Annotated in this window: 17 protein-coding genes; 7 read left to right on the top strand and 10 right to left on the bottom strand. The window is 60.0% G+C overall.

What is annotated here, in order from left to right:
• Window positions 1-39 precede the first annotated feature (39 nt).
• From PIB16_RS22540 to PIB16_RS22515, 6 genes are all read right to left on the bottom strand, one after another.
• Window positions 40-1227, bottom strand: a complete 1188-nt coding sequence (locus tag PIB16_RS22540) for a Gfo/Idh/MocA family protein (protein ID WP_065655512.1) — start codon at window positions 1225-1227, stop codon at window positions 40-42.
• A 21-nt stretch (window positions 1228-1248) separates the two neighbouring features.
• Window positions 1249-2301, bottom strand: coding sequence for a sugar phosphate isomerase/epimerase family protein (locus PIB16_RS22535; protein WP_142844587.1), 1053 nt, complete (start codon window positions 2299-2301; stop codon window positions 1249-1251).
• Between the two features lie 144 nt (window positions 2302-2445).
• A complete protein-coding gene (locus PIB16_RS22530; protein ID WP_271046348.1) occupies window positions 2446-3519 on the bottom strand; it encodes an ABC transporter ATP-binding protein in 1074 nt (357 codons plus the stop codon).
• 17 nt (window positions 3520-3536) lie between these two features.
• Window positions 3537-4385: a carbohydrate ABC transporter permease gene (locus tag PIB16_RS22525; RefSeq protein WP_078052712.1), complete on the bottom strand. Its 849-nt coding sequence runs from the start codon at window positions 4383-4385 to the stop codon at window positions 3537-3539.
• Window positions 4378-5316: a carbohydrate ABC transporter permease gene (locus tag PIB16_RS22520; RefSeq protein WP_078052711.1), complete on the bottom strand. Its 939-nt coding sequence runs from the start codon at window positions 5314-5316 to the stop codon at window positions 4378-4380. The genes PIB16_RS22525 and PIB16_RS22520 overlap by 8 nt, the downstream gene beginning before the upstream one ends.
• A 67-nt stretch (window positions 5317-5383) precedes the next feature.
• Window positions 5384-6685, bottom strand: coding sequence for an ABC transporter substrate-binding protein (locus tag PIB16_RS22515; protein ID WP_271046347.1), 1302 nt, complete (start codon window positions 6683-6685; stop codon window positions 5384-5386).
• A 195-nt stretch (window positions 6686-6880) separates the two neighbouring features.
• Between PIB16_RS22515 and PIB16_RS22510 the strand changes: the two genes are divergently transcribed.
• Genes PIB16_RS22510 through PIB16_RS22500 form a run of 3 tightly spaced genes read left to right on the top strand, consistent with a single transcriptional unit; the run spans window position 6881 to window position 9892 of the window.
• Window positions 6881-8080, top strand: a complete 1200-nt coding sequence (locus PIB16_RS22510) for an ROK family transcriptional regulator (RefSeq protein WP_271046346.1) — start codon at window positions 6881-6883, stop codon at window positions 8078-8080.
• Between the two features lie 52 nt (window positions 8081-8132).
• Entirely contained in the window at window positions 8133-9233 is a 1101-nt protein-coding gene (locus tag PIB16_RS22505; RefSeq protein ID WP_271046345.1) for a Gfo/Idh/MocA family protein, read from the top strand.
• Between the two features lie 17 nt (window positions 9234-9250).
• Window positions 9251-9892, top strand: coding sequence for a ThuA domain-containing protein (locus PIB16_RS22500; RefSeq protein WP_271046344.1), 642 nt, complete (start codon window positions 9251-9253; stop codon window positions 9890-9892).
• 174 nt (window positions 9893-10066) lie between these two features.
• Here the strand turns inward: PIB16_RS22500 and PIB16_RS22495 are convergent, their stop codons facing one another.
• Window positions 10067-11425: an amidase gene (locus PIB16_RS22495; RefSeq protein ID WP_271046343.1), complete on the bottom strand. Its 1359-nt coding sequence runs from the start codon at window positions 11423-11425 to the stop codon at window positions 10067-10069.
• Window positions 11426-11765: 340 nt separating this feature from the next.
• On the opposite strand from PIB16_RS22495, the gene PIB16_RS22490 reads away from it, so the two are divergent.
• The 3 genes from PIB16_RS22490 to PIB16_RS22480 all read left to right on the top strand — a co-directional run bounded on the left by PIB16_RS22490 (window position 11766) and on the right by PIB16_RS22480 (window position 15982).
• Entirely contained in the window at window positions 11766-14084 is a 2319-nt protein-coding gene (locus PIB16_RS22490; RefSeq protein WP_271046342.1) for an EAL domain-containing protein, read from the top strand.
• Window positions 14085-14114: 30 nt separating this feature from the next.
• Window positions 14115-15008, top strand: coding sequence for an amino acid ABC transporter substrate-binding protein (locus PIB16_RS22485; protein WP_065655521.1), 894 nt, complete (start codon window positions 14115-14117; stop codon window positions 15006-15008).
• A gap of 71 nt (window positions 15009-15079) precedes the next feature.
• Window positions 15080-15982: an amino acid ABC transporter substrate-binding protein gene (locus tag PIB16_RS22480; RefSeq protein ID WP_174039864.1), complete on the top strand. Its 903-nt coding sequence runs from the start codon at window positions 15080-15082 to the stop codon at window positions 15980-15982.
• Window positions 15983-16024: 42 nt separating this feature from the next.
• Here the strand turns inward: PIB16_RS22480 and minE are convergent, their stop codons facing one another.
• Genes minE through minC form a run of 3 tightly spaced genes read right to left on the bottom strand, consistent with a single transcriptional unit; the run spans window position 16025 to window position 17860 of the window.
• Complete coding sequence (minE, locus tag PIB16_RS22475; RefSeq protein ID WP_020809474.1) at window positions 16025-16285, bottom strand: cell division topological specificity factor MinE; 261 nt, start codon at window positions 16283-16285, stop codon at window positions 16025-16027.
• Window positions 16282-17097, bottom strand: a complete 816-nt coding sequence (minD, locus tag PIB16_RS22470) for a septum site-determining protein MinD (protein ID WP_271046341.1) — start codon at window positions 17095-17097, stop codon at window positions 16282-16284. Before minD ends, minE begins: the two co-directional genes overlap by 4 nt.
• Window positions 17098-17131: 34 nt before the next feature.
• A complete protein-coding gene (minC, locus tag PIB16_RS22465) occupies window positions 17132-17860 on the bottom strand; it encodes a septum site-determining protein MinC (RefSeq protein ID WP_003506496.1) in 729 nt (242 codons plus the stop codon).
• A 406-nt stretch (window positions 17861-18266) separates the two neighbouring features.
• Between minC and PIB16_RS22460 the strand changes: the two genes are divergently transcribed.
• Window positions 18267-18953, top strand: a complete 687-nt coding sequence (locus PIB16_RS22460; protein WP_080857235.1) for an HAD-IA family hydrolase — start codon at window positions 18267-18269, stop codon at window positions 18951-18953.
• The last annotated feature ends 148 nt before the right edge of the window (window positions 18954-19101 follow it).

The raw sequence follows: 19101 nt of genomic DNA, 5'->3' as shown, positions 1-19101 counted from the left end.
GGGGAGAAGAAACCGTGTCGCGCGCCCCCGCGCACAATCTTACAGCTTCACCCAGCCACCATTCTTCTTGCCGGACTCGATGCAGGCCGTGACGAAAGCGACACCCTTAACCCCGTCGTCCACGGTCGGGTAAATCACCGCCTTGTCGAGCGCCGAGCCGCTGCGGCGGGCCTCGATGGCATGCGCCGCCTCGGTGTAGATGGTGGCGAAGGCTTCGAGATAACCTTCCGGGTGGCCGGACGGAATGCGGGTGACGCGCGCTGCGGCAGCCCCTGCCCCGGCGCCGCCGCGGGTGATCAATTGCTTGGGTTCGCCAAGCCTCGTGAACCAGAGATAGTTTGGGTCCGCCTGCGTCCACTCGATACCGGCCTTGTCGCCATAAACACGAACCTTCAGCCCGTTTTCGTGGCCGACCGCAACCTGGCTGCACCAGAGCAGCCCCTTGGCCGCCTGCTTGCCGCCCTTTTGCTTGAAGCGCAGCATCACATGCGCATTGTCGTCCAGCCGTCGGCCTTCGACAAAGGTGTGCACATCTGCCGCCAGCTCATCCGCTTCCAGACCGGAAATGAAGCAACCGAGATTATAGGCATGGGTGCCGATATCGCCGGTGGAGCCGCCGACACCGGATTGCGCCGGATCGGTACGCCAGACAGCCTGTTTCGCACCGGTCTGCTCCACCGCTTCCGTCAGCCAGTCCTGCGGATATTCCATCTGCACCAGACGGATATTGCCGAGTTCACCGGCCTCCACCAGTTCCCGCGCGTGCCGCACCATGGGATAGCCGGTATAATTATGCGTCAGGATGAACAGGGCATCGGCCTTGTCGGCCACCTGCTTCAGCTTTTTGGCGTCCTCCAGATTGGAGGTCAGCGGCTTGTCGCAGATGACATGGATGCCGCGCTCCAGAAACGCCTTGGCGGCCGGATAATGCACATGGTTCGGGGTGACGATCGCCACCGCCTCGATGCCATCCTCGCGCAGCGCTTCCTTTTCGGCCATTTCCTCGAACGAACCGTAGCAGCGCTCGGGATCGAGCCCCAGCTCACGGCCGGAGGCTAGGGATTTTTCCGGCGTCGAGGACAGGGCCCCCGCCACGAGATCGAAGCGATTGTCGAGTCGCGCGGCCATGCGGTGAACGCCGCCGATAAATGCGCCCGAACCGCCCCCCACCATGCCAAGGCGAATCCGCCTGTTCGCCTTGTCGGTTGTCTTTCCTTCAATAGCCATAATATCTCCCCTGAAATGCTCTCAAAGCCCAAGCATACGGCGGTTGGCCGCATCGTCCGTGCCGCTCGATGCGAAGTCGTCAAAGGCTTTTTCCGTGACGCGGATGATATGCGCCTTGACGAATTCGGCTCCTTCCCGGGCACCGTCTTCAGGATGCTTCAGCGCGCATTCCCATTCGACCACGGCCCAGCCATCGAAATCATTGGCCGCCATTTTCGAGAAGACCGCACCGAAATCCACCTGCCCGTCGCCCAGCGAACGGAACCGGCCCGCGCGGTTGACCCAGCCCTGATAACCGCCATAAACGCCCTGCCGTCCGTTCGGATTGAACTCCGCGTCCTTGACGTGGAACATCTTGATGCGGTCCTTGTAGATGTCGATATTGTCGAGATAATCGAGGCATTGCAGAATGTAATGCGACGGGTCGTAGAGCATGTTGGCGCGCTTGTGGTTCCTCACCCGCTCCAGGAACATCTCGAAGGTCACGCCGTCATGCAGGTCTTCGCCGGGATGGATTTCGTAGCAGACATCCACACCCTGCTCATCGGCATAATCGAGGATCGGCGTCCAGCGTTTCGCCAGCTCGTCGAAGGCTGTTTCCACCAGACCGGCCGGGCGCTGCGGCCACGGGTAAACGAAGGGCCAGGCAAGCGCACCGGAGAAGGTCGCATGCGCCTTGATGCCGAGATTTTTCGAGGCTTTCAGCGCCAGCTTCACCTGCTCCACCGCCCATTGCTGGCGGGCCTTTGGATTGCCGCGCACTTCAGGCGCTGCAAAACCGTCGAAAGCCTCGTCATAAGCGGGATGAACGGCAACCAGCTGGCCCTGCAAATGGGTGGAAAGCTCGGTCACCTCGACACCGTTCTGGCGCGCGACTCCGGCAAATTCGTCGCAATAATCCTTCGATTCCGCCGCTTTTTTGAGATCGATCAGCTGTCCGGCCCATGTCGGCACCTGCACACCGGCATAGCCCTTTTCTGCCGCCCATTTGGTAATGCCGTCCCAGCTGTTGAAAGGTGCGGCATCGCCGGCAAACTGGCCGAGAAAAAGACCCGGTCCCTTGATCGTTCTCATAAAAATCTCCTCCTGCATCGATACAGTTTCGCGGTAATCCGCTTTTTTCCCAAGCGCCAAGCTAACCGCTCGTGATTTTCAAACAAGCCCCAAAAGCGGAGGGACGAGAGAATTTCCGCATTTCGTTGAAAATGCGGAAGACGCCTAAAGCGCCAGTCCGCTCGCCCTGTCGAAGACGTGCACACGCTCATGGTGCACGGTGGCGGCAAAGGGAGTGTTGACCTTGACCGGCTGCTCGCCATCTACCACCGCCGTCACATGATCGCCCGCCAGTTCGAATATCACATGGGTCTGTGCGCCCGTCGGCTCCACCAGCAGTGTCCGGCCAGAGAGAGACACATCACCGCCGATGGCCGAACCGATATGTTCCGGCCTCAAGCCAATCGTCACCGGCTGGCCGCGTTTCACCTTTCGGGAGGCGGCAATGCGGATCGCGGTTCCGTCCTTCAGCCGGGCCGCCGGCTGGTCTCCCTCGCCATCGACCACGCATTCGATGAGGTTCATGGCCGGTGAGCCGATGAAGGCGGCGACGAAGAGATTGGCGGGCGTCTTGTAGAGTTCCAGCGGCGTGCCCTGCTGTTCGATGCGACCGTGATTGAGCACCACGACCTGATCCGCCAGTGTCATCGCCTCGATCTGGTCATGGGTGACATAGATGGAGGTGGTGCCGACCTTCTGATGAAGCGCCTTGATTTCGCTGCGCATCTGCACGCGAAGCTTGGCGTCCAGGTTGGAGAGCGGCTCATCGAACAGAAAGACGGCCGGATTGCGCACCACCGCGCGGCCCATGGCGACACGCTGGCGCTGGCCACCGGAGAGTTGTGAGGGCTTGCGATCCAGCAGCTTGCCGAGATCGAGCATGCGGGCGGCTTCCGCCACGCGCTCCTCGATCACATTTTTCGGCTGGCCGGCAAGCTTCAGGTTGAAGCCCATGTTTTCCGCCACCGTCATATGCGGATAAAGCGCATAGGACTGGAACACCATGGCGATGTTGCGCTCACGCGGGGTCATGCCATTGACCACCTTGTCTCCGATGAGAATATCTCCATCGGTGATTTCCTCCAGCCCGGCGATCATACGCAAAAGCGTGGACTTGCCGCAGCCCGAAGGCCCGACCAGCGCGATGAATTCACCGTCCGCAATATCGAGCGAGATCCCGTGAATGACATCAAGCGCGGCATAGGACTTGCGGATATCCCTAAGTTCGACGGAAGCCATGTTTTGCTCCTTTCACGTCACGATTTGACGGCACCGGCCGTCAGGCCCGCGATGATGTGTTTCTGTGCGAGGAAGAAGACGATGACGGTCGGCAGGATCGTCAGCGTGATGAAGGCGAGAACGAGCTGCCATTCCGTACCGAATTCGCCGCGATAGACCATGATGCCGAGTGGCCAGGGATATTTCGATTCCGAGTTCAGCATGATGAGCGGCAGGATATAGCTGTTCCAGCTGCCAACGAAGGAAACGATGCCGACGGTCGCCACGATCGGCCGCGAGAGCGGCACGGAAATGTGCCAGAAGAAGCGCAGATAACCGCACCCATCCACGAAGGCGGCCTGAAACAGCTCCTCCGGCAGATTGCGGAAATAATTGCGGAACAGGAGAATGCTCATGCCAAGCCCGAAGGCCACCTGCGGCAGCACCACCCCCCAATAGGTGTCGAGCAGGCCGAGATCGCGGATGCGGATAAACAACGGCAGGATGGCGGTGGCCGCCGGGAACATCAGTCCCAGCAGGAAATAATTCAGCAGGAAGGACGAGCCGAAGAACTTCACATGCGCGAAGGTGAAGGCGGCCATGGCCGAGACGGTCAGCGTCAGGAATACCGTCAACAGCGCGATGACCAGCGAATTGAAGATTTGCAGCCAGTAGCGTTTGCCGAAGAGAATATCGCCATAATTGGCCCATTGCCATTCGGCCGGGATGCCGAACGGGTTCACACGCAGGTCTCCCAGCGTCTTGAAGCCGCCAAGCGCGGTGGTGAGCAACGGGATGAGCACGATGGCCGCGATCAGGCTCAGCGATATATAAAGATAGAGCTTGGTTTGCAGCGGCATGCGGACGGAGGTGGATGTGTCAGTCATGGCGCATGAAAATCCTTTTGTAACCGAAGGCGAGCGTCACGCAGATGACGAAGAGAACGACGCCGACCGCGCTGCCGAGCCCCACCTGCATGCGCATGACGCCGTAGGTGTAGAGGAAGGTGACCATGGTTTGCGTGGAGTTGGACGGCCCGCCGCCGGTGAGCGGCATGATCATGTCGAAGAGCTGCAGCGAGCCGATGACCGCAAAGAAGACGGAGAGGCGAACGGTGGAGCCGAGCATCGGCAAGGTGACGTATCGGAATTTCTGCCAGCCGGAAGCGCCATCGATTTCGGCTGCTTCCAGCACATTCTTGTCGACGGATTGGAGGCCGGCGATGAACAGCATCATGTGAAAGCCGAAATATTTCCAGACGATGACGCCGAGCACGGCATAGATCGCCACATCCTTGTCAGCCAGCACATAAGGATTGGCGAAACCGAAGAAATTGGAAATGGCGGCAAACAGGCCATAATCGCCATCATAAACGAAACGCCAGATCAGACCCGCCGCGACGTCAGCGAGAACGTAAGGCAGAAAGAACACCAGGCGGAAAGCGACGACACCGGGAATGCGGTGCGCCAGCATCATGGCGAGCCAGATGGCCAGCGGAATCTGGATCAGGATCGAAATGAGGATGATGAGGCCGTTATTGATCAGGGCCTGCGAGAATGCGGCATTGCCGAAAAGCACCTGGAAATTCTTCAAGCCGACAAAATCGGTCGGCGTGCCGTAGCCGTTCCAGCGGTAAAGACTGTACCACGCCGCCTCGCCCATGGGCAGGATGACGAACAGGGTAAAGAGCAGCAGTGCGGGCGGCAGGAAGACCAGAAGGGTCAGTGCCCGGTCATGCGCGACCGAGCTTTGCTTGCGCTTTGTCTTCGCCGCGCCGCGCGCCGGTATGGACGCAGAAGTCATGGAAATATCCGTCATCTCTATCCGCTTTCATGGAGGCAGATAAGCAGCGCCGCACATTCGCGGCGCCGCCATGGAAACCAGATCAGCGCAGTTCGAATGCGTCCTGAATCTGCTGGGCACCCTCTTCGGCAGTCATCTGGCCGGAAACGATCTCAACCGAGATATCGTTGACAACACGACCGACGGCAGCGCCGAGCGTCTGGTCGAAGAAGTTCTGGTGCCAGGTGGAAGCAGCCAGCTGCTTGGCGGAATCCGCCAGCAGCGGGTTCTTCACCGCACCGGCAGCCCCTGTGGCAACCGGCAGGATCATACCGGCGGTCGCCATTTTCTCTTCGCTTTCCTTGCTGGTAAGGAAGGTGGCGAAATCGATCGCTTCCTTGGACGCGTTTTTCGTGACAGCCCAGCCGTTCAGGCCGCCCAGCGTATCTGTGGCCTTGCCCTTGCCGCCCTCGACCACCGGGAAGGCGAAGCGGCCGATATTGTCTGCGGCCAGCCCCTTGCCGTCACCGGCATTCTTGCGCTGGTTGGCTTCCGTATTGTCGAAACCGAGAATAATCGCCGCCTTGCCGTCGCCGAAGACACCGAGCGCCTGTGGCCAGGTGGAGCCGAGATAACCGGGCTGGAAGGGTTCGAGCTTGCCGAACTCGGCCAGCTGTTCACCCGCCTTGATGATCGTCGGATCCATGAAACCTTCGCCTTCGCCCTTGCGGGCGGCATCGAACACGGCCTGCCCGCCATTGCGCATGACGAGATAGCTCCAGTAGAAATGGATCGGCCATTTTTCACCGCCGCCACCGGCAATCGGGACGATGCCCGCTTCCTTGATCTTCTTGACCGTGGCGCTGAAATCGTCCCAGGTCTTGATGTCCTCGGCCTTCACGCCGGCCTTGGCAAACAGCTCCTTGTTGTAAAAGAAGCTGACGAGGCTGACACGGTAAGGCACGGCCCAGACCTTACCGTCGAAAGACAGGCCGTCGATTGCGGATGCATTATAGGCCTGCCGCAGCTTGCCGCCATTGGCGTCGAACACCTCGGTCAGATCCTTCAGCGCACCGGTCTTGGACTGTTCCTCAAGGACGCCGCCACCCCAGCTATAAAAGAAATCCGGCACGTCGTTGGATTGCAGCAGCGTCGGCAATTTCGCCTTGAAAGCCTCGTTTTCGAGGAACTGCAGCTGAATATCGACATCGGGGTGCTTGGCCTCGTATTCCTTGGCGATCTCCTCCCAGACAGCCACGGATTTCGGGTCCAATTCCACATGCATCCATTTAACGACGGTCGCCGCCGAGGCGCTGGCCGCGCCGAGCATCAGGGCTATGCTTGTCGTTGCGGCAAAGGCGATCCGCCTGCCGCTCAGGCTTGCGCCTGCGTGCCAATAGGTCATGTTCGTGATCCTCCCTGGGGTTCCTCACCATTTATTCCCCAATGCGGATTAATTCACCCCACACCCTGCCCAATGTCAAGGCGGGTTGCTGATTTTTTACCCTGATGGCTTGACACACCCCTCCCGGCAGACGTTATTTAATCCGCAATCCGATGTAAATTCGTTTTAGATCGCAGCCGATCGCAGCAGGACCCCATGAAGACCGCAGACCCAGAATTAATGCGCGCGATCAACAGGCTGAGCGTGCTGGACAGCATCCGCCGCCATGGGCCGATCTCGCGGGTGGAAATCAGCGAAAGAACTGAGCTTTCCACCACCACCGTCTCGGCTATTACCGCCTCGCTGCTCGATGACGGGCTTATCCTCACCCGTCATATCGGCGATATCCGCACCGAAGGCGCACGCGGCAGGCCGCGCGTGATGCTGGAACTGAACCCGGATGCCGCCCGCGTGGTGGGCGCCAAGATCGCCGCAAGCCGCATGGTCTTCGTCGTCACCGATTTCTGCGGCAACGTGCTTTCAACGCTTGCACTACCGATCCGTGTCGACCGTCAGCCCATCGGCGTCATCGCCGATCTGGTGGAGGACGGGGTGCGGCGCTGCGTCGTCGATGCCGGGCTGTCGCTGGAAGATGTGGACATGGTCTGCCTCGGCCTGCCCGGCGTCATCGAGCATCGCACCGGGAAAATTCGCAGCAGCCCGATTTTACGCGAAGTGAACGTCAATTTCGCCGAGGAAATGACCGCGCGGCTGAATTCGCCGACCATCATAGAAAGCGACGCCCACGCCATCACGCTCGCCCATCACTGGTTCGGCCATGCGCGCGATCTGGAAGACATGGTGCTGATTTCGCTCGAACAGACGCTGGGGCTTGGCGTGCTGCACCAGAACCAGCTTTTTCGCGGCGCTGGCGGGCTCAGCCACAATCTCGGCGACCTCGTCATCGGCCTTGCCAATGAGGGCACGGTGCGGCTGGCGAGCCAGGCGGGCGAAAACGCCATTCTGGGCTCCCGCCCGGCGGATGGGCGCTTTGCCGAGGCGATCCGGCTCGGCCGCGGCATGCAGCATGCCCATGCATTGATTGCGGCGGAAGACCACGACCTCATCGCGGCAGCCTTGCGCGCCGGCGCAGCGCTTGGCCTGACGCTTGCCAATATCGTCACGCTGTTTGCGCCGCCACGGGTCATCATCACCGGCTCCAGCCTCGAGCTCGGAGAACCCTTCATCGCCAGTATTCGTGACAGCTACAATGCCGCCGTGCCGCCTTCGCTGGCCGGCGTCGCCGCGCTGGTTTTCGACATTGCGAGCGACGAATTATGGGCGCAGGGGGCTGCGGCCGTCGCGCTTTACGAACTTTACGAATCGCCATGGAACACCACGGGACCGGCGCTTTAGCCCACGGGTTGAGCACGGGCTTCGGCATTTCTGATTTACGGGAGGAAATCACATGAACAGGGTCGGTATCGGCATCATCGGCTGCGGCAACATCTCCAGCGCCTATCTCAAGGCCATGGCGTCGTTTCCCATTCTCGACATTCGCGGTCTTGCGGATATGAACGAGGAGGCCGCAAGGGCCCGCGCCGACGAATTCGGCCTCCAGGCAAAAAGCATCGACGCGCTTCTCTCAGATCCTTCCGTGGAGATCATCGTCAACCTGACCATTCCCAAGGCGCATGTGGAAGTTGGCCTGCGCGCGCTGGACGCGGGCAAACATGCCTATTCCGAAAAACCGCTCGGTATCAATTTCGCCGAGGGCAAGCGGCTTGCGGATGCGGCAAAGGCAAAGGGCCTTCGCATCGGCTCGGCCCCGGATACTTTCCTCGGCGGCGGGCACCAGACTGCACGCCGGCTGATCGATGAGGGCGTGCTCGGCCAGCCGGTCGGTGGAACGGCCACCTTCATGTGCCCCGGCCACGAGCGCTGGCACCCCAACCCGGCCTTTTATTACGAGGTCGGCGGCGGGCCGATGCTGGATATGGGACCCTATTACATCACCGATCTCGTCAACCTGTTCGGCCCGGTCGCCAAAGTGGCGGGCTTTGCCATCGCGCCGCGCAATGAACGCCTCATTACCAGCGAGCCGAAGAACGGTGAAAAAATCCCCGTCCACGTCGCCACACATGTGTCCGGCGTGCTGGCTTTTGAGAACGGCGCCGTGGTGCAGGTGGGCATGAGCTTCGATGTGGCGGGCCACAAACATGTGCCGCTGGAACTCTATGGCACCGAAGGCACGTTGATCGTCCCCGATCCAAACCATTTCGGCGGCGAGGTGCAATTGCTGAAAAAGGGCGGCCAGTTCGAGCCGCAGGCGCTGTCGTCCCCCTATGCCGACGGCAATTATCGTTCGATAGGCGTCGCCGACATGGCCCATGCGATCCGCGAGAACCGCCCGCACCGCGCCAATGGCGATCTTGCCCTGCATGTGCTGGAGGTGATGGAAGCCTTCCAGACCGCATCGGACACCGGCACCGCCGTTTCCATCACCACCAAGGCGGAGCGCCCTGCTCCGCTTGAAACATCGCTGGTCAACGGCCAGCTCGGCAAATAATTCGGAGGAGGATATAAATGCGCGAAGCACTCATCGTCTGGGGCGGCTGGAGCGGCCACGAGCCGCAGGAATGCGCCACCATCGTCAAGGACATGCTGGAGGAGGACGGTTTCAAGGTCTATGTGGAGCACTCAACCGAGGCCTTCGCCGATCCTTCGGTGCATGATCTGAGCCTCGTGGTGCCCATCGTCACCATGTCGAAGATCGAAAAGGAAGAGATCAAGAACCTGACGTCCGCCGTGGAAAACGGCGTCGGCATTGCCGGTTTTCATGGCGGTGCGGGCGATAGTTTCCGCGAATGCGTCGAATATCAGTTCATGATCGGCGGCCAGTGGGTCGCCCATCCCGGCAATATCATCGACTACCACGTCAACATCACCCGCCCCGACGACCCGCTGATGGAGGGGATTTCCGATTTCCCCTATACGTCGGAGCAATATTACATGCATGTCGACCCCTCCAACGAGGTTCTCGCGACGACGAAGTTTACAGGTGAGCACGCATGGTGGATCGACGGCGTGGTGATGCCGGTTGTCTGGAAACGCAAATACGGCAAGGGCCGCGTCTTCTATTCGGCGCTCGGCCATCAGGCCAAGGAGTTTTCCGTGCCGCAGATGAAAACCATGTTCCGCCGTGGCGCGAATTGGGCAGCGCGTTGAGGTTGTCGGTAGGAGGCGGCCAAGTACTCTCTCCGTCATGCCGGACCTGATCCGGCATCCAGCAGCCGCGCGTCTGCGCGGCGTCAGGAGTCTTTCACGATCAAGGACTTGATCGCGCTGGACCCCGGATCAAGTCCGGGGTGACGGAGAATGGCTGTGTGAACCGCCCTCTCCTCAACCCCGAACAATTTCTTCCGCCGCCATCGCCACGCTGAGAACATGATCGTCCGTGCCGTGCAGGCCGGAAAGCAGTAGGCCGACCGGCATGCCCGCATCGCCCGTTCCGCAGGGGATCGAAACACCGCAGAGATCGAAAAAATTGCCGATCTGGGTGTTACGCAGCGTCTTCGCATTCATGGCGAAAAAGGCATCGTCACTCTCGAGAAGCGGCGCGACCTTGGCCGCGACATGCGGCAATGTCGGCGATACCAGCAGCTCTTGCCTGCCAATCATGCCGGAAAACGCCGCCGTCATGCGTTCGCGCGCGTCGATGATGGCGATATAGTCCGGCAGGGAAATATTCGCGCCGAGCCCTGCTCTGGCCACCACGCGCGGGTCCATGCGGGCGGCGTCGGCACCTTCCAGCCGGGTCTTGTGCAGGGCGAAGGCCTCTGCCGTCACCAGCGCACCCTTTTCCCTGATAAGATCGAACAGTTCCGAAAAAATCGGGAATGCCTGCCGCCGCACCGAAGCGCCGGTGCGGACGAGACGCTCCACCGCCTGCTCGAAAGCGGCTGCGACGCCATCCTCGATGCCATCGAAAAAGACAGTTTCCGGCACCACCAGCGACAGGCCGGAAAGGGGTGCGCGCGTGAGATCGGCAGCCGCCTTGCCGCGCATGGCGGCATCCACCCAGACGGCGTCCTGTGCGGTGTGCGTGAGCGGTCCAAGTGAATCGAGGCTTTTCGCCAAGGGATAACCCCCGCGCATCGAATAACGGCCACGACTTGCCTTGTAACCCACCACGCCGTTGAAGGCGGCGGGAATACGCACCGATCCGCCGGTATCTGTGCCGATCGCCACCGGCACCAGACCGGCAGCCACGGCGACGCCCGCACCCGACGAAGAGCCGCCCGGCAGACGGTGACCATCCGTAGAAGCAGGATTGCGGGGCGTACCGTAGTGCGGATTGACGCCGAGACCGGAAAACGCGAACTCGCTCATATTGGTGCGGCCGATGCAGATCATGCCCGCCTGTTTCAGCGCCGTCACCACATCCGCGTCGCGAGACGCAGGCTTATCGTTGGCAAGCACCGTCGATCCCGCCGTGGTCGCCATGCCTTCAAGGTCAAACAGGTCCTTCCAAGCCACCGGAATGCCATCCAGCACACCACAGGAACGGCCCTCACCAATGCGTTTTGCCGCGGCTTCCGCCTCCGACATCGCACGCGCCGCCGTCAACTCGACAAAAATCGCGCGATCGTCCCCGCCGCGAACCGCATCCAGCGTCTCTTCCACCAGGGCACGCGGATCGAGATGGCCGCTCTGGAGGAGAACGGAAAGCTGCGCGATGTTTTTGCCTTTATGAGCCATAATATCTTCCCTGAAAGCGGCATGTTGCGCACAACATGCCGTTTATCGGCGAGTTGGCAAGGCCAATCGCCGCGCTATCGAGGACCGGCATGCCGGATCGGGAAACATGGCAGCGATCGCAGAATTTTGGAGTTTATCCTTGACGATTCATTTCCAACCTCTGATTTTTGCAACCTGAACAGGAACGCCATCTCTTATATAAGCTACGACTATAAAAAGACGGATTAATTCTTAATCGCATCTAAACTTTGTTGAATTATTTAGCAGACAGCATTGAAATGCATGCCCTATAAAATTCCATAAAACAATTATAACGCGACATCGCGGGGGACTATCGCGAATGGAAGAGACTGCCTATCGCGGGACAGATAGACAGGTTGAATCGGGCCACACGCTTCGCTCGCCAACGCAGCCGGAAACAGGCCGGTTTTCGCGGCGGCGTTCGCTCGCCAGCAAGATAACCCTGATATTCCTCGGCGGCGTGATCTTTTCCTACAGCATCGGTGCGCTTGTCGGCTGGTATATGTTCGTCGCCGCCGCCAGCGAGCAATGGCTCAACCAGGCGCGCGTCAATTCGCAGATCGCCAGCGCCACGCTTCGCAGCATCTACACTTATGTCAGCGTCACCGCCGATGCCGACGGGCAGGTCAACGGCATATTGACCGACAAACCCATCGGCGACGATGAATCCATTCTCGTCACCGGCTTCAACCCCAGCGATGTTCTCGCGCTTATCGGCGCACAGACCAAGAATGCCGTCTGGCTTTTCCGTTATGACGAGGCAGATTCCGGCTTCCGGCAGATCGCGGCGGCTTTCGACAACGCCACCGACGACGATGAAAAGCCGCTCGCTACCGATCCCATCTTTTCCCGGGATGCGGTCGCCGCGCGTTTTTCCACCGGTTTTGCGACCATCGGCGAATCCAGCCATTATATCGGCCTGCTGCCGATCATCAGCACGGAAACGAAGAAACCCATCGGCGCGGTCGCCGTCAGCATCGGCGGCTCGGACGCGCTTTATGGCGCGCAGCGCAAGCTCATCTATAATTCGCTCGCCGCGCTGATCGTGGTCTTGACCGTCACCGGCGTGCTTGTGACCGTCATCGCCCGGCATTTCCTGAAACCGGTCCCGGCGCTGGTGCAGGCGACGCTTCGGATCGCCCGCGAGGAAACGGATGTCGCCACGCCGTTTCAGGAGCGGCGGGACGAGATCGGCGACATGGCCACCGCCATCGAGACGTTGCGCGAGGCGGTTCTGGAACGCGGGCGCCTGCGGCAGATTCGCGATATGGCGCAGCAGCTGGAACATATGGCCCATCACGATGCGCTGACCGGGCTGCCCAATCGCGTATTGCTGATGAAGACGCTGGAAAACCGTCTCGAACAGCTTGCCGCGTCAGGCCAGCCGTTCAATGTCATGCTGCTCGATCTGGACCGCTTCAAGGCCGTCAATGACACACTCGGACACGCCGCCGGCGATGCCCTGCTGGTGGCGGTGGCCTCACGGATTTCCGCCGTGCTGGGTGAAAACGACATGGTAAGCCGTCTCGGCGGCGACGAATTCGCGATCATACAATCGGCAAACGGCGACTGCGAGAGCGATGCGGCGATGCTGGCCGCGCGGGTGGTGCATGCCGTCTCGCGCAGTTTCAGTCTCGAAGGCAGCGATATCAGCATCGACACCAGCATCGGCATCGCCTGCGCGCCGGGCCACGGCACATCCGCAACGCAGCTTCTGCAACATGCCGATCTCGGCCTTTACCGGGCGAAATCCATGGGCTGCGGCTATTTCGTCTTTTATGAGCCCGGCATGGACATGGCGGCGCAACACAAGCATGCGCTGGAAATAGACATGAAATCCGCGCTCGAAAACCAGGAATTCGAGCTGCACTATCAGCCGGTCGTCAATCTGCAGAGCGGTCGCATCGTCGCTTATGAAGCGCTGGCCCGCTGGCGGCACAGCAAGCTTGGCCTTATCGCACCGGACCGCTTCATCGCGCTTGCCGAAGAAAACAACTTCATCAAGCCGTTGGGCGAGTGGGTTCTGGCGCAGGCCTGCAGAGACGCGATGACATGGCCGAAGGATATCAGGCTCGCCGTCAATCTATCCGCCGTTCAGCTCAGCAATGACGACATCGTACCGATAGTGGACCGGGCGCTTGAAACATCCGGCTTCCCGGCGGAACGGCTTGAACTGGAAGTGACGGAAACGGTCATGCTGGAGCGCGATAACAGCGCCCGAGCCCTGAAACTTCTGAAGGAAAGGGGCGTTCGCCTCGCGCTTGACGATTTCGGCACCGGCTATGCGGGGCTCAGCACGCTCACCCATGTCGCCTTCGACAAGATCAAGATCGACCGGGAATTCGTCTCCGGCCTGCCATCCAATCCCATGTGTTCCGCCATCGTCAACACCGTCATCGACATGGCTGAACAGATCGGCCTGAAGGTCACCGCCGAGGGCGTTGAAAACAGGGAGCAGGTCGAAGCGCTCAAGCTTTCCGGCTGCGACGAAGCGCAGGGCTATTATTTTGCCGAGCCCGCGCCGCTTGCCCGCATTCTCAAGAACCGCGCCGTCATCGCGCCGATTGCGAAGGATGAATTCGGCGATATCGGTCGACCGACACAGGAAACCTATTGCCCGCCACAAAAAGCCATTTGAGAAACCGGCCGCCGGCCCAGAGGACATAAAATGCGTCTTTCAGTATTTTGCCTTTTCCTCACATGCCTTGCTCCCATCACGCCTCTCCAGGCTGCCGGCGAAGGCAATACGCTCCAGCAGATCGCCAAAACCGCAAAGATCCGCATTGGCTATCGCGAAGCCGAACCGCCCTTTTCCTATCAATTGCCGAATGGGGAGGTTACCGGTTTCTCGACCGATCTTTGTCGGGCGATCAGCGAAGATATTCGCAGGAAGCTGAAGCTCGACAGGATCGAACTCGAATACGTCAAGGCGACGCCCGCGACCCGTTTCATCCTTGTCCGCGGCGGCCAGATCGACATTGAATGCGCGGCCACGACCAACAATAGCGAACGCCGCAAGATCGTGGATTTCTCCTATCCCAACTTCATGACCGCGACGCAGTTTCTCTCCCGCAAACAGGACAATCTGAAAAGCCTTGCCGATCTAGCCGGGCGGTCCGTCACATCCGCTTCCGGCACGGTCAATATCGAGCAGCTCAATGCCGTGAACCGGGCAAAGAACCTCAATATCTCTGTGATGCCGACGAAAACCAATGAGGAGGCCTTCGAACTCGTGGTTTCCGGCAAGGCCTCCGCCTTTGTCATGGATGGCATATTGCTCGCGGCGCTGGCGGCGACATCAGAGAATCCGGACCTCTATGCGCTTTCTGAGGAAACGCTGAGCGCGCCCGAACCCTATGGCCTGGTTTTCCGGCGCAACGACCCCGGTTTCAAGGCGGCGGTCAATGAAAGCCTTCGGCATATTTTCACCGGGCCGGTCATTCATGGCCTTTATGAAAAGTGGTTCACCAAGCCCATTCCCCCAAACGGCATGAACCTGAACCTGCCGATGGCCGCCTCTCTGAAACAGGCATACGAACATCCGAGCGAATACCAGGACTGAGAGCGCAAGCCGTCCACCCGTATCGATTTTCATGAGAATGTTTTGACAGATTATTTGGCTGGAGATGCGCGATGCAGAGATCGACACTATGGCTTATGCTCGTATTTTCAAGTCTTCTTCCCGCCCAGGCGGTGAGCGAGGACGCCCAACCGCCGACACTTGAAACCATTGCCAGAACCGGCACCATCAAGCTCGGTTACGCCGATCGCAATATTCCCTTTTCCTATCTCGGCGCCGGCCCGGAGCCTATCGGCTACAGCATCGAGCTATGCCTGAGAGTGGCGGATTCCATCAAGAAAAAGCTCGGCCTGCCGGAACTGAAGATCGAGTTCGTCAAGCGCACGCCCAGCAACCGCATCATGCTTCTCAATGACGGTACGATGGACATGGAATGCGTGGCGAGCACGAATACGGAAGAGCGGCGCAAGGCAGTGTGGTTCTCCTACAGCCACTTCATCACCGGCACCCGTTATGTGGCGCTGAAATCGAGCGGCCTGAACACCGTCGCCGATCTCGCCGGGCGAACGGTGGTGGTGACGACGGGAACCATCAACATAACCCAACTCAACGTGCTCAATCGCAAACTGGGGCTGAACGTCGCTGTTCTGCAAAATGACAGCACCGAGGGCAGTTTTGACATGGTAACGGAAAACCGTGCCTCGGCCTTCGTCATGGACGACATACTTCTGCGATCCTTCGTTGCCGAGACCGGCAAGCCGGAAGACTACGTCATCTCCGACGAATATCTTGCCCCGCCGCAGCCCTATGGCCTGATGCTCCGCCACGGCGATACCGGCTTCCGCGACGCCGTCAACGAAGCGCTCGGCCAAATCTATGAGAGCGGCGAAATCGATAAAATCTACGACAAATGGTTCAACGCGCCGATTCCGCCAAACGGCATCAACCTGAAGCGCCCGCTGCCCGGCGATCTGGCGGAGGCATTTCGAAAACCCGTCGATACGACAGCGGAATAAAAACGCCGCCGGTGGCGGGCGGCGTTTTTTTCAAGACGTATCTTACGCGGCGCGCAGATCGGCACCCAGAGGAATCTCGACATCGATCTCCAAGATGGAGACATGCTCGTCGCGATCCATCTTCACATGCACGCGATCATTGTCGATCTGCACATGTTTGGCGATGACGCCGAGAATTTCTTCCCTGAGGATGGCGACCAGATCGGAGCCGGAGGATGCCCTTTCGTGGGCGAGCAGCACCTGCAGGCGTTCGCGCGCAAGCGGTGCCGACTTCTGTTTGCGGAAAAGACTGAAGATGCTCATGCAGCCCTCCTTGCGAAGATCTTGGAGAAGATGCCACGCTTCTCGCCCGGAATGACCACCGGAATATCCTCACCGGACAGGCGGCGGGCGGCGTCGAAATAAGCCATGGCCGGCGCGCAGCGGGCGTCGGCCAGCGTAACAGGAGCACCGACGTTCGAGGCCCGCAGCACATCCGTGCTTTCGGGAATGATGCCGAGCAGCGGAATGGAGAGAATTTCCAGAACGTCGTCGACCTTCAGCATATCGCCACGCTCGGCGCGGGAAGCGTCGTAACGTGTCAGAAGCAGATGCTTCTCCATGCGCTCGCCGCGTTCCGCCTTCAGCGTCTTGGAATCCAGCAGACCGATGATGCGGTCGCTGTCGCGCACCGAGGAGACTTCCGGATTGGTGACCACGACGGCCACATCCGCATGGCGCATGGCCAGCGTCGCGCCGCGTTCGATGCCGGCGGGGCTGTCGCAGATCACCCAGTCGAAGTGCTTCTTCAGCTCGTTGATGACCCATTCGACACCTTCCGGCGTCAGATTGTCCTTGTCGCGCGTCTGCGAGGCAGGCAGCAGGAACAGCGTCTCGAGGCGCTTGTCGCGGATCAGCGCCTGCGTCAGCTTGGCATCGCCCTGGATGACGTTGACGAGATCGTAAACCACGCGGCGTTCAGCACCCATGACGAGATCGAGGTTGCGCAGGCCGACATCGAAATCGACGACCACGACCTTCTCCTTGCTCTGCGCCAGTGCGGCGCCAAGCGCTGCGGTCGAGGTGGTCTTTCCCACCCCGCCCTTGCCGGAAGTTACAACGACTACCTTCCCCATATGGCTCTCCTGTTCCTGTGTTGTTTCTCTATTATCAGCCAAGCTTTGCGGCCTTGATCGTATCGTTTTCCAGCCAGAGCTGAACGGGCTGGCCGCGCAGCTTGTCGTCAATGTCCTCGGCCACCTTGTAGACGCCGTCGATGGCCAGAAGCTCCGCTTCCAGCTTGCGGCAGAAGATGCGCGCCGAAACATTGCCGAGCGAACCGGCCATGGCGCGACCGCGCAGGGCGCCGTAAATATGCACCGAACCGCCGGCGATGATTTCCGCCCCCGAGGCGACCGAACCGATGACGGTCACGTCACCCTCGGGAAACATGATCGACTGGCCGGAGCGAACCGGCTCGTTGATGACCAGCGACGGCACGACGGCCCTGACCTCACCGGCAGCACGCGGCTTTTCCTCCGGCAACTCGGCAGCGATGGCGACCGGCTCAACCTCGACATCGGAAGCGGGCTTTCCGCCCTTCAGCGACGGCGGCATGCCCGGCTCGATCATCGAGGGGCGAACGCCCTCGATACCCATGATGCCGACATTGCGCTCCGTCAGCGCCGCCAGCAGCTCCTTCAGCCCCGCCTTGTCGAGCGACAGCTCCGACACATCCAGAACCACCGGACGCGACAGGAAGAAGCCCGCTGAACGGGCGGCTAGATCATCGAGCCTTTCCAGCCATTGATCGACCGGAGATTCGGGAGACAGGACGACTGCGAGGAAGGAGCGGCCTTTGATACGGATCGAACGCTGGTCTGTTAGCACTTTGGTCATCTTGGTAAACAAATCGTTGACAATTAGGTACCTCGAATATGGTTAACAAATGGTTAACGCCGCCCCTGAAGCGGCGGATTCGTTAAGAAAATTCCGCCCCGAAAAAATTCATGCGAAACATTCAAAATCCATCATTACCTCTTGATTTAACGCGTTTCCGGCACATTTGAAAACTCACGATAGCAGCTCATCCTTGCTGCAACCTGACGCCCGTCATCGCGAGATGGGCACGCCATGTCCCCTACCCCAACCCGGCGAGTCGCGGAACACGCGAACGTCCGATTCCGGGACAATATCCGCCTTCGGCCAGATGACCGCATTATGCCTTCAAGGTGGAAAAGCGATTCCGTTATCTCCGCCGATGCTGTAGAGACAGGCGTCCCGACAGCTTCAACGGAAGAATGAGATGCACAGCAAAGTCCCGCCGCAGAACCAGATATTTTCGCAAGACTATGCGGCCTTCCTGTTCGACATGGATGGAACATTGCTCAACTCGATTGCGGTGGTGGAGCGGGTCTGGCGTGAATGGGCCGTGGACAACGGCATAGAGCCGAACGCTTTCCTGCAGCGCATCCATGGCATGCGCGCGTCGGAAGTGGTGCGCCGCGAGGCCGTTCCCGGTCTGGATGTCGCGGAACAGGCGGCGATGCTGCTGCAGAAGGAAATGGACGATGTCGACGGCATCCTCCAGATTCCCGAGGCTGCGGCATTTCTCGAAAAATTGCCGGCTGGCAAATGGGCCATCGTCACCTCCGCCGCCCGCGCGCTCGCCGAGCGCCGACTGGCGGCCGCAGGCCTCACCCCGCCTGCGGTGATGATCTGCGCCGAGGACGTGGTGAACGGCAAGCCTGATCCGGAAGGATATAAAAAGGCGGCGGAAAAGCTCGGCGTCGCGCCTGAAAACTGTGTCGTCTTCGAGGACGCCCCCGCCGGCATTCAGGCCGGGGAAAGCATGGGCGCAACCGTGGTCGTCATCAACGCCACCCACTCCCATCTCATCGAAACGCCGCATCTTTCCATAGGCGGATATGGTGAGCTGGATGTTGTCATCGGTGAGAACGGCGCTCTGAGGCTCGCGGGTGGCAGGGGCTGAGAAGCCGATCTTTCTATCGGCTAACAAGCCATCCCACCCGACGTCATCCTCGGGCCTGTCCCACTGCTGTCCGGTTTAAATTTGGTGGACATGGCGCACGGTGTTGATTCTACTCGTATTCGAGCGTTTGGCGACGATCTCGGACACG

Source organism: Agrobacterium sp. ST15.13.015 (assembly GCF_027871645.1).
GTDB classification, from domain to species: domain Bacteria; phylum Pseudomonadota; class Alphaproteobacteria; order Rhizobiales; family Rhizobiaceae; genus Agrobacterium; species Agrobacterium leguminum.
The sequence above is the reverse complement of the archived record's forward strand: the minus strand, read 5'-3'. Positions and strand labels throughout refer to the sequence as shown.

Excerpts from the sequence above, each read along its gene's own strand:
- PIB16_RS22540 (WP_065655512.1), bottom strand. The coding sequence starts at position 1,227 with ATGGCTATTGAAGGAAAGACAACCGACAAGGCGAACAGGCGGATTCGC.
- PIB16_RS22535 (WP_142844587.1), bottom strand. The coding sequence starts at position 2,301 with ATGAGAACGATCAAGGGACCGGGTCTTTTTCTCGGCCAGTTTGCCGGC.
- PIB16_RS22530 (WP_271046348.1), bottom strand. The coding sequence starts at position 3,519 with ATGGCTTCCGTCGAACTTAGGGATATCCGCAAGTCCTATGCCGCGCTT.
- PIB16_RS22525 (WP_078052712.1), bottom strand. The coding sequence starts at position 4,385 with ATGACTGACACATCCACCTCCGTCCGCATGCCGCTGCAAACCAAGCTC.
- PIB16_RS22520 (WP_078052711.1), bottom strand. The coding sequence starts at position 5,316 with ATGACGGATATTTCCATGACTTCTGCGTCCATACCGGCGCGCGGCGCG.
- PIB16_RS22515 (WP_271046347.1), bottom strand. The coding sequence starts at position 6,685 with ATGACCTATTGGCACGCAGGCGCAAGCCTGAGCGGCAGGCGGATCGCC.
- PIB16_RS22510 (WP_271046346.1), top strand. The coding sequence starts at position 6,881 with ATGAAGACCGCAGACCCAGAATTAATGCGCGCGATCAACAGGCTGAGC.
- PIB16_RS22505 (WP_271046345.1), top strand. The coding sequence starts at position 8,133 with ATGAACAGGGTCGGTATCGGCATCATCGGCTGCGGCAACATCTCCAGC.
- PIB16_RS22500 (WP_271046344.1), top strand. The coding sequence starts at position 9,251 with ATGCGCGAAGCACTCATCGTCTGGGGCGGCTGGAGCGGCCACGAGCCG.
- PIB16_RS22495 (WP_271046343.1), bottom strand. The coding sequence starts at position 11,425 with ATGGCTCATAAAGGCAAAAACATCGCGCAGCTTTCCGTTCTCCTCCAG.
- PIB16_RS22490 (WP_271046342.1), top strand. The coding sequence starts at position 11,766 with ATGGAAGAGACTGCCTATCGCGGGACAGATAGACAGGTTGAATCGGGC.
- PIB16_RS22485 (WP_065655521.1), top strand. The coding sequence starts at position 14,115 with ATGCGTCTTTCAGTATTTTGCCTTTTCCTCACATGCCTTGCTCCCATC.
- PIB16_RS22480 (WP_174039864.1), top strand. The coding sequence starts at position 15,080 with ATGCAGAGATCGACACTATGGCTTATGCTCGTATTTTCAAGTCTTCTT.
- minE (WP_020809474.1), bottom strand. The coding sequence starts at position 16,285 with ATGAGCATCTTCAGTCTTTTCCGCAAACAGAAGTCGGCACCGCTTGCG.
- minD (WP_271046341.1), bottom strand. The coding sequence starts at position 17,097 with ATGGGGAAGGTAGTCGTTGTAACTTCCGGCAAGGGCGGGGTGGGAAAG.
- minC (WP_003506496.1), bottom strand. The coding sequence starts at position 17,860 with ATGACCAAAGTGCTAACAGACCAGCGTTCGATCCGTATCAAAGGCCGC.
- PIB16_RS22460 (WP_080857235.1), top strand. The coding sequence starts at position 18,267 with ATGCACAGCAAAGTCCCGCCGCAGAACCAGATATTTTCGCAAGACTAT.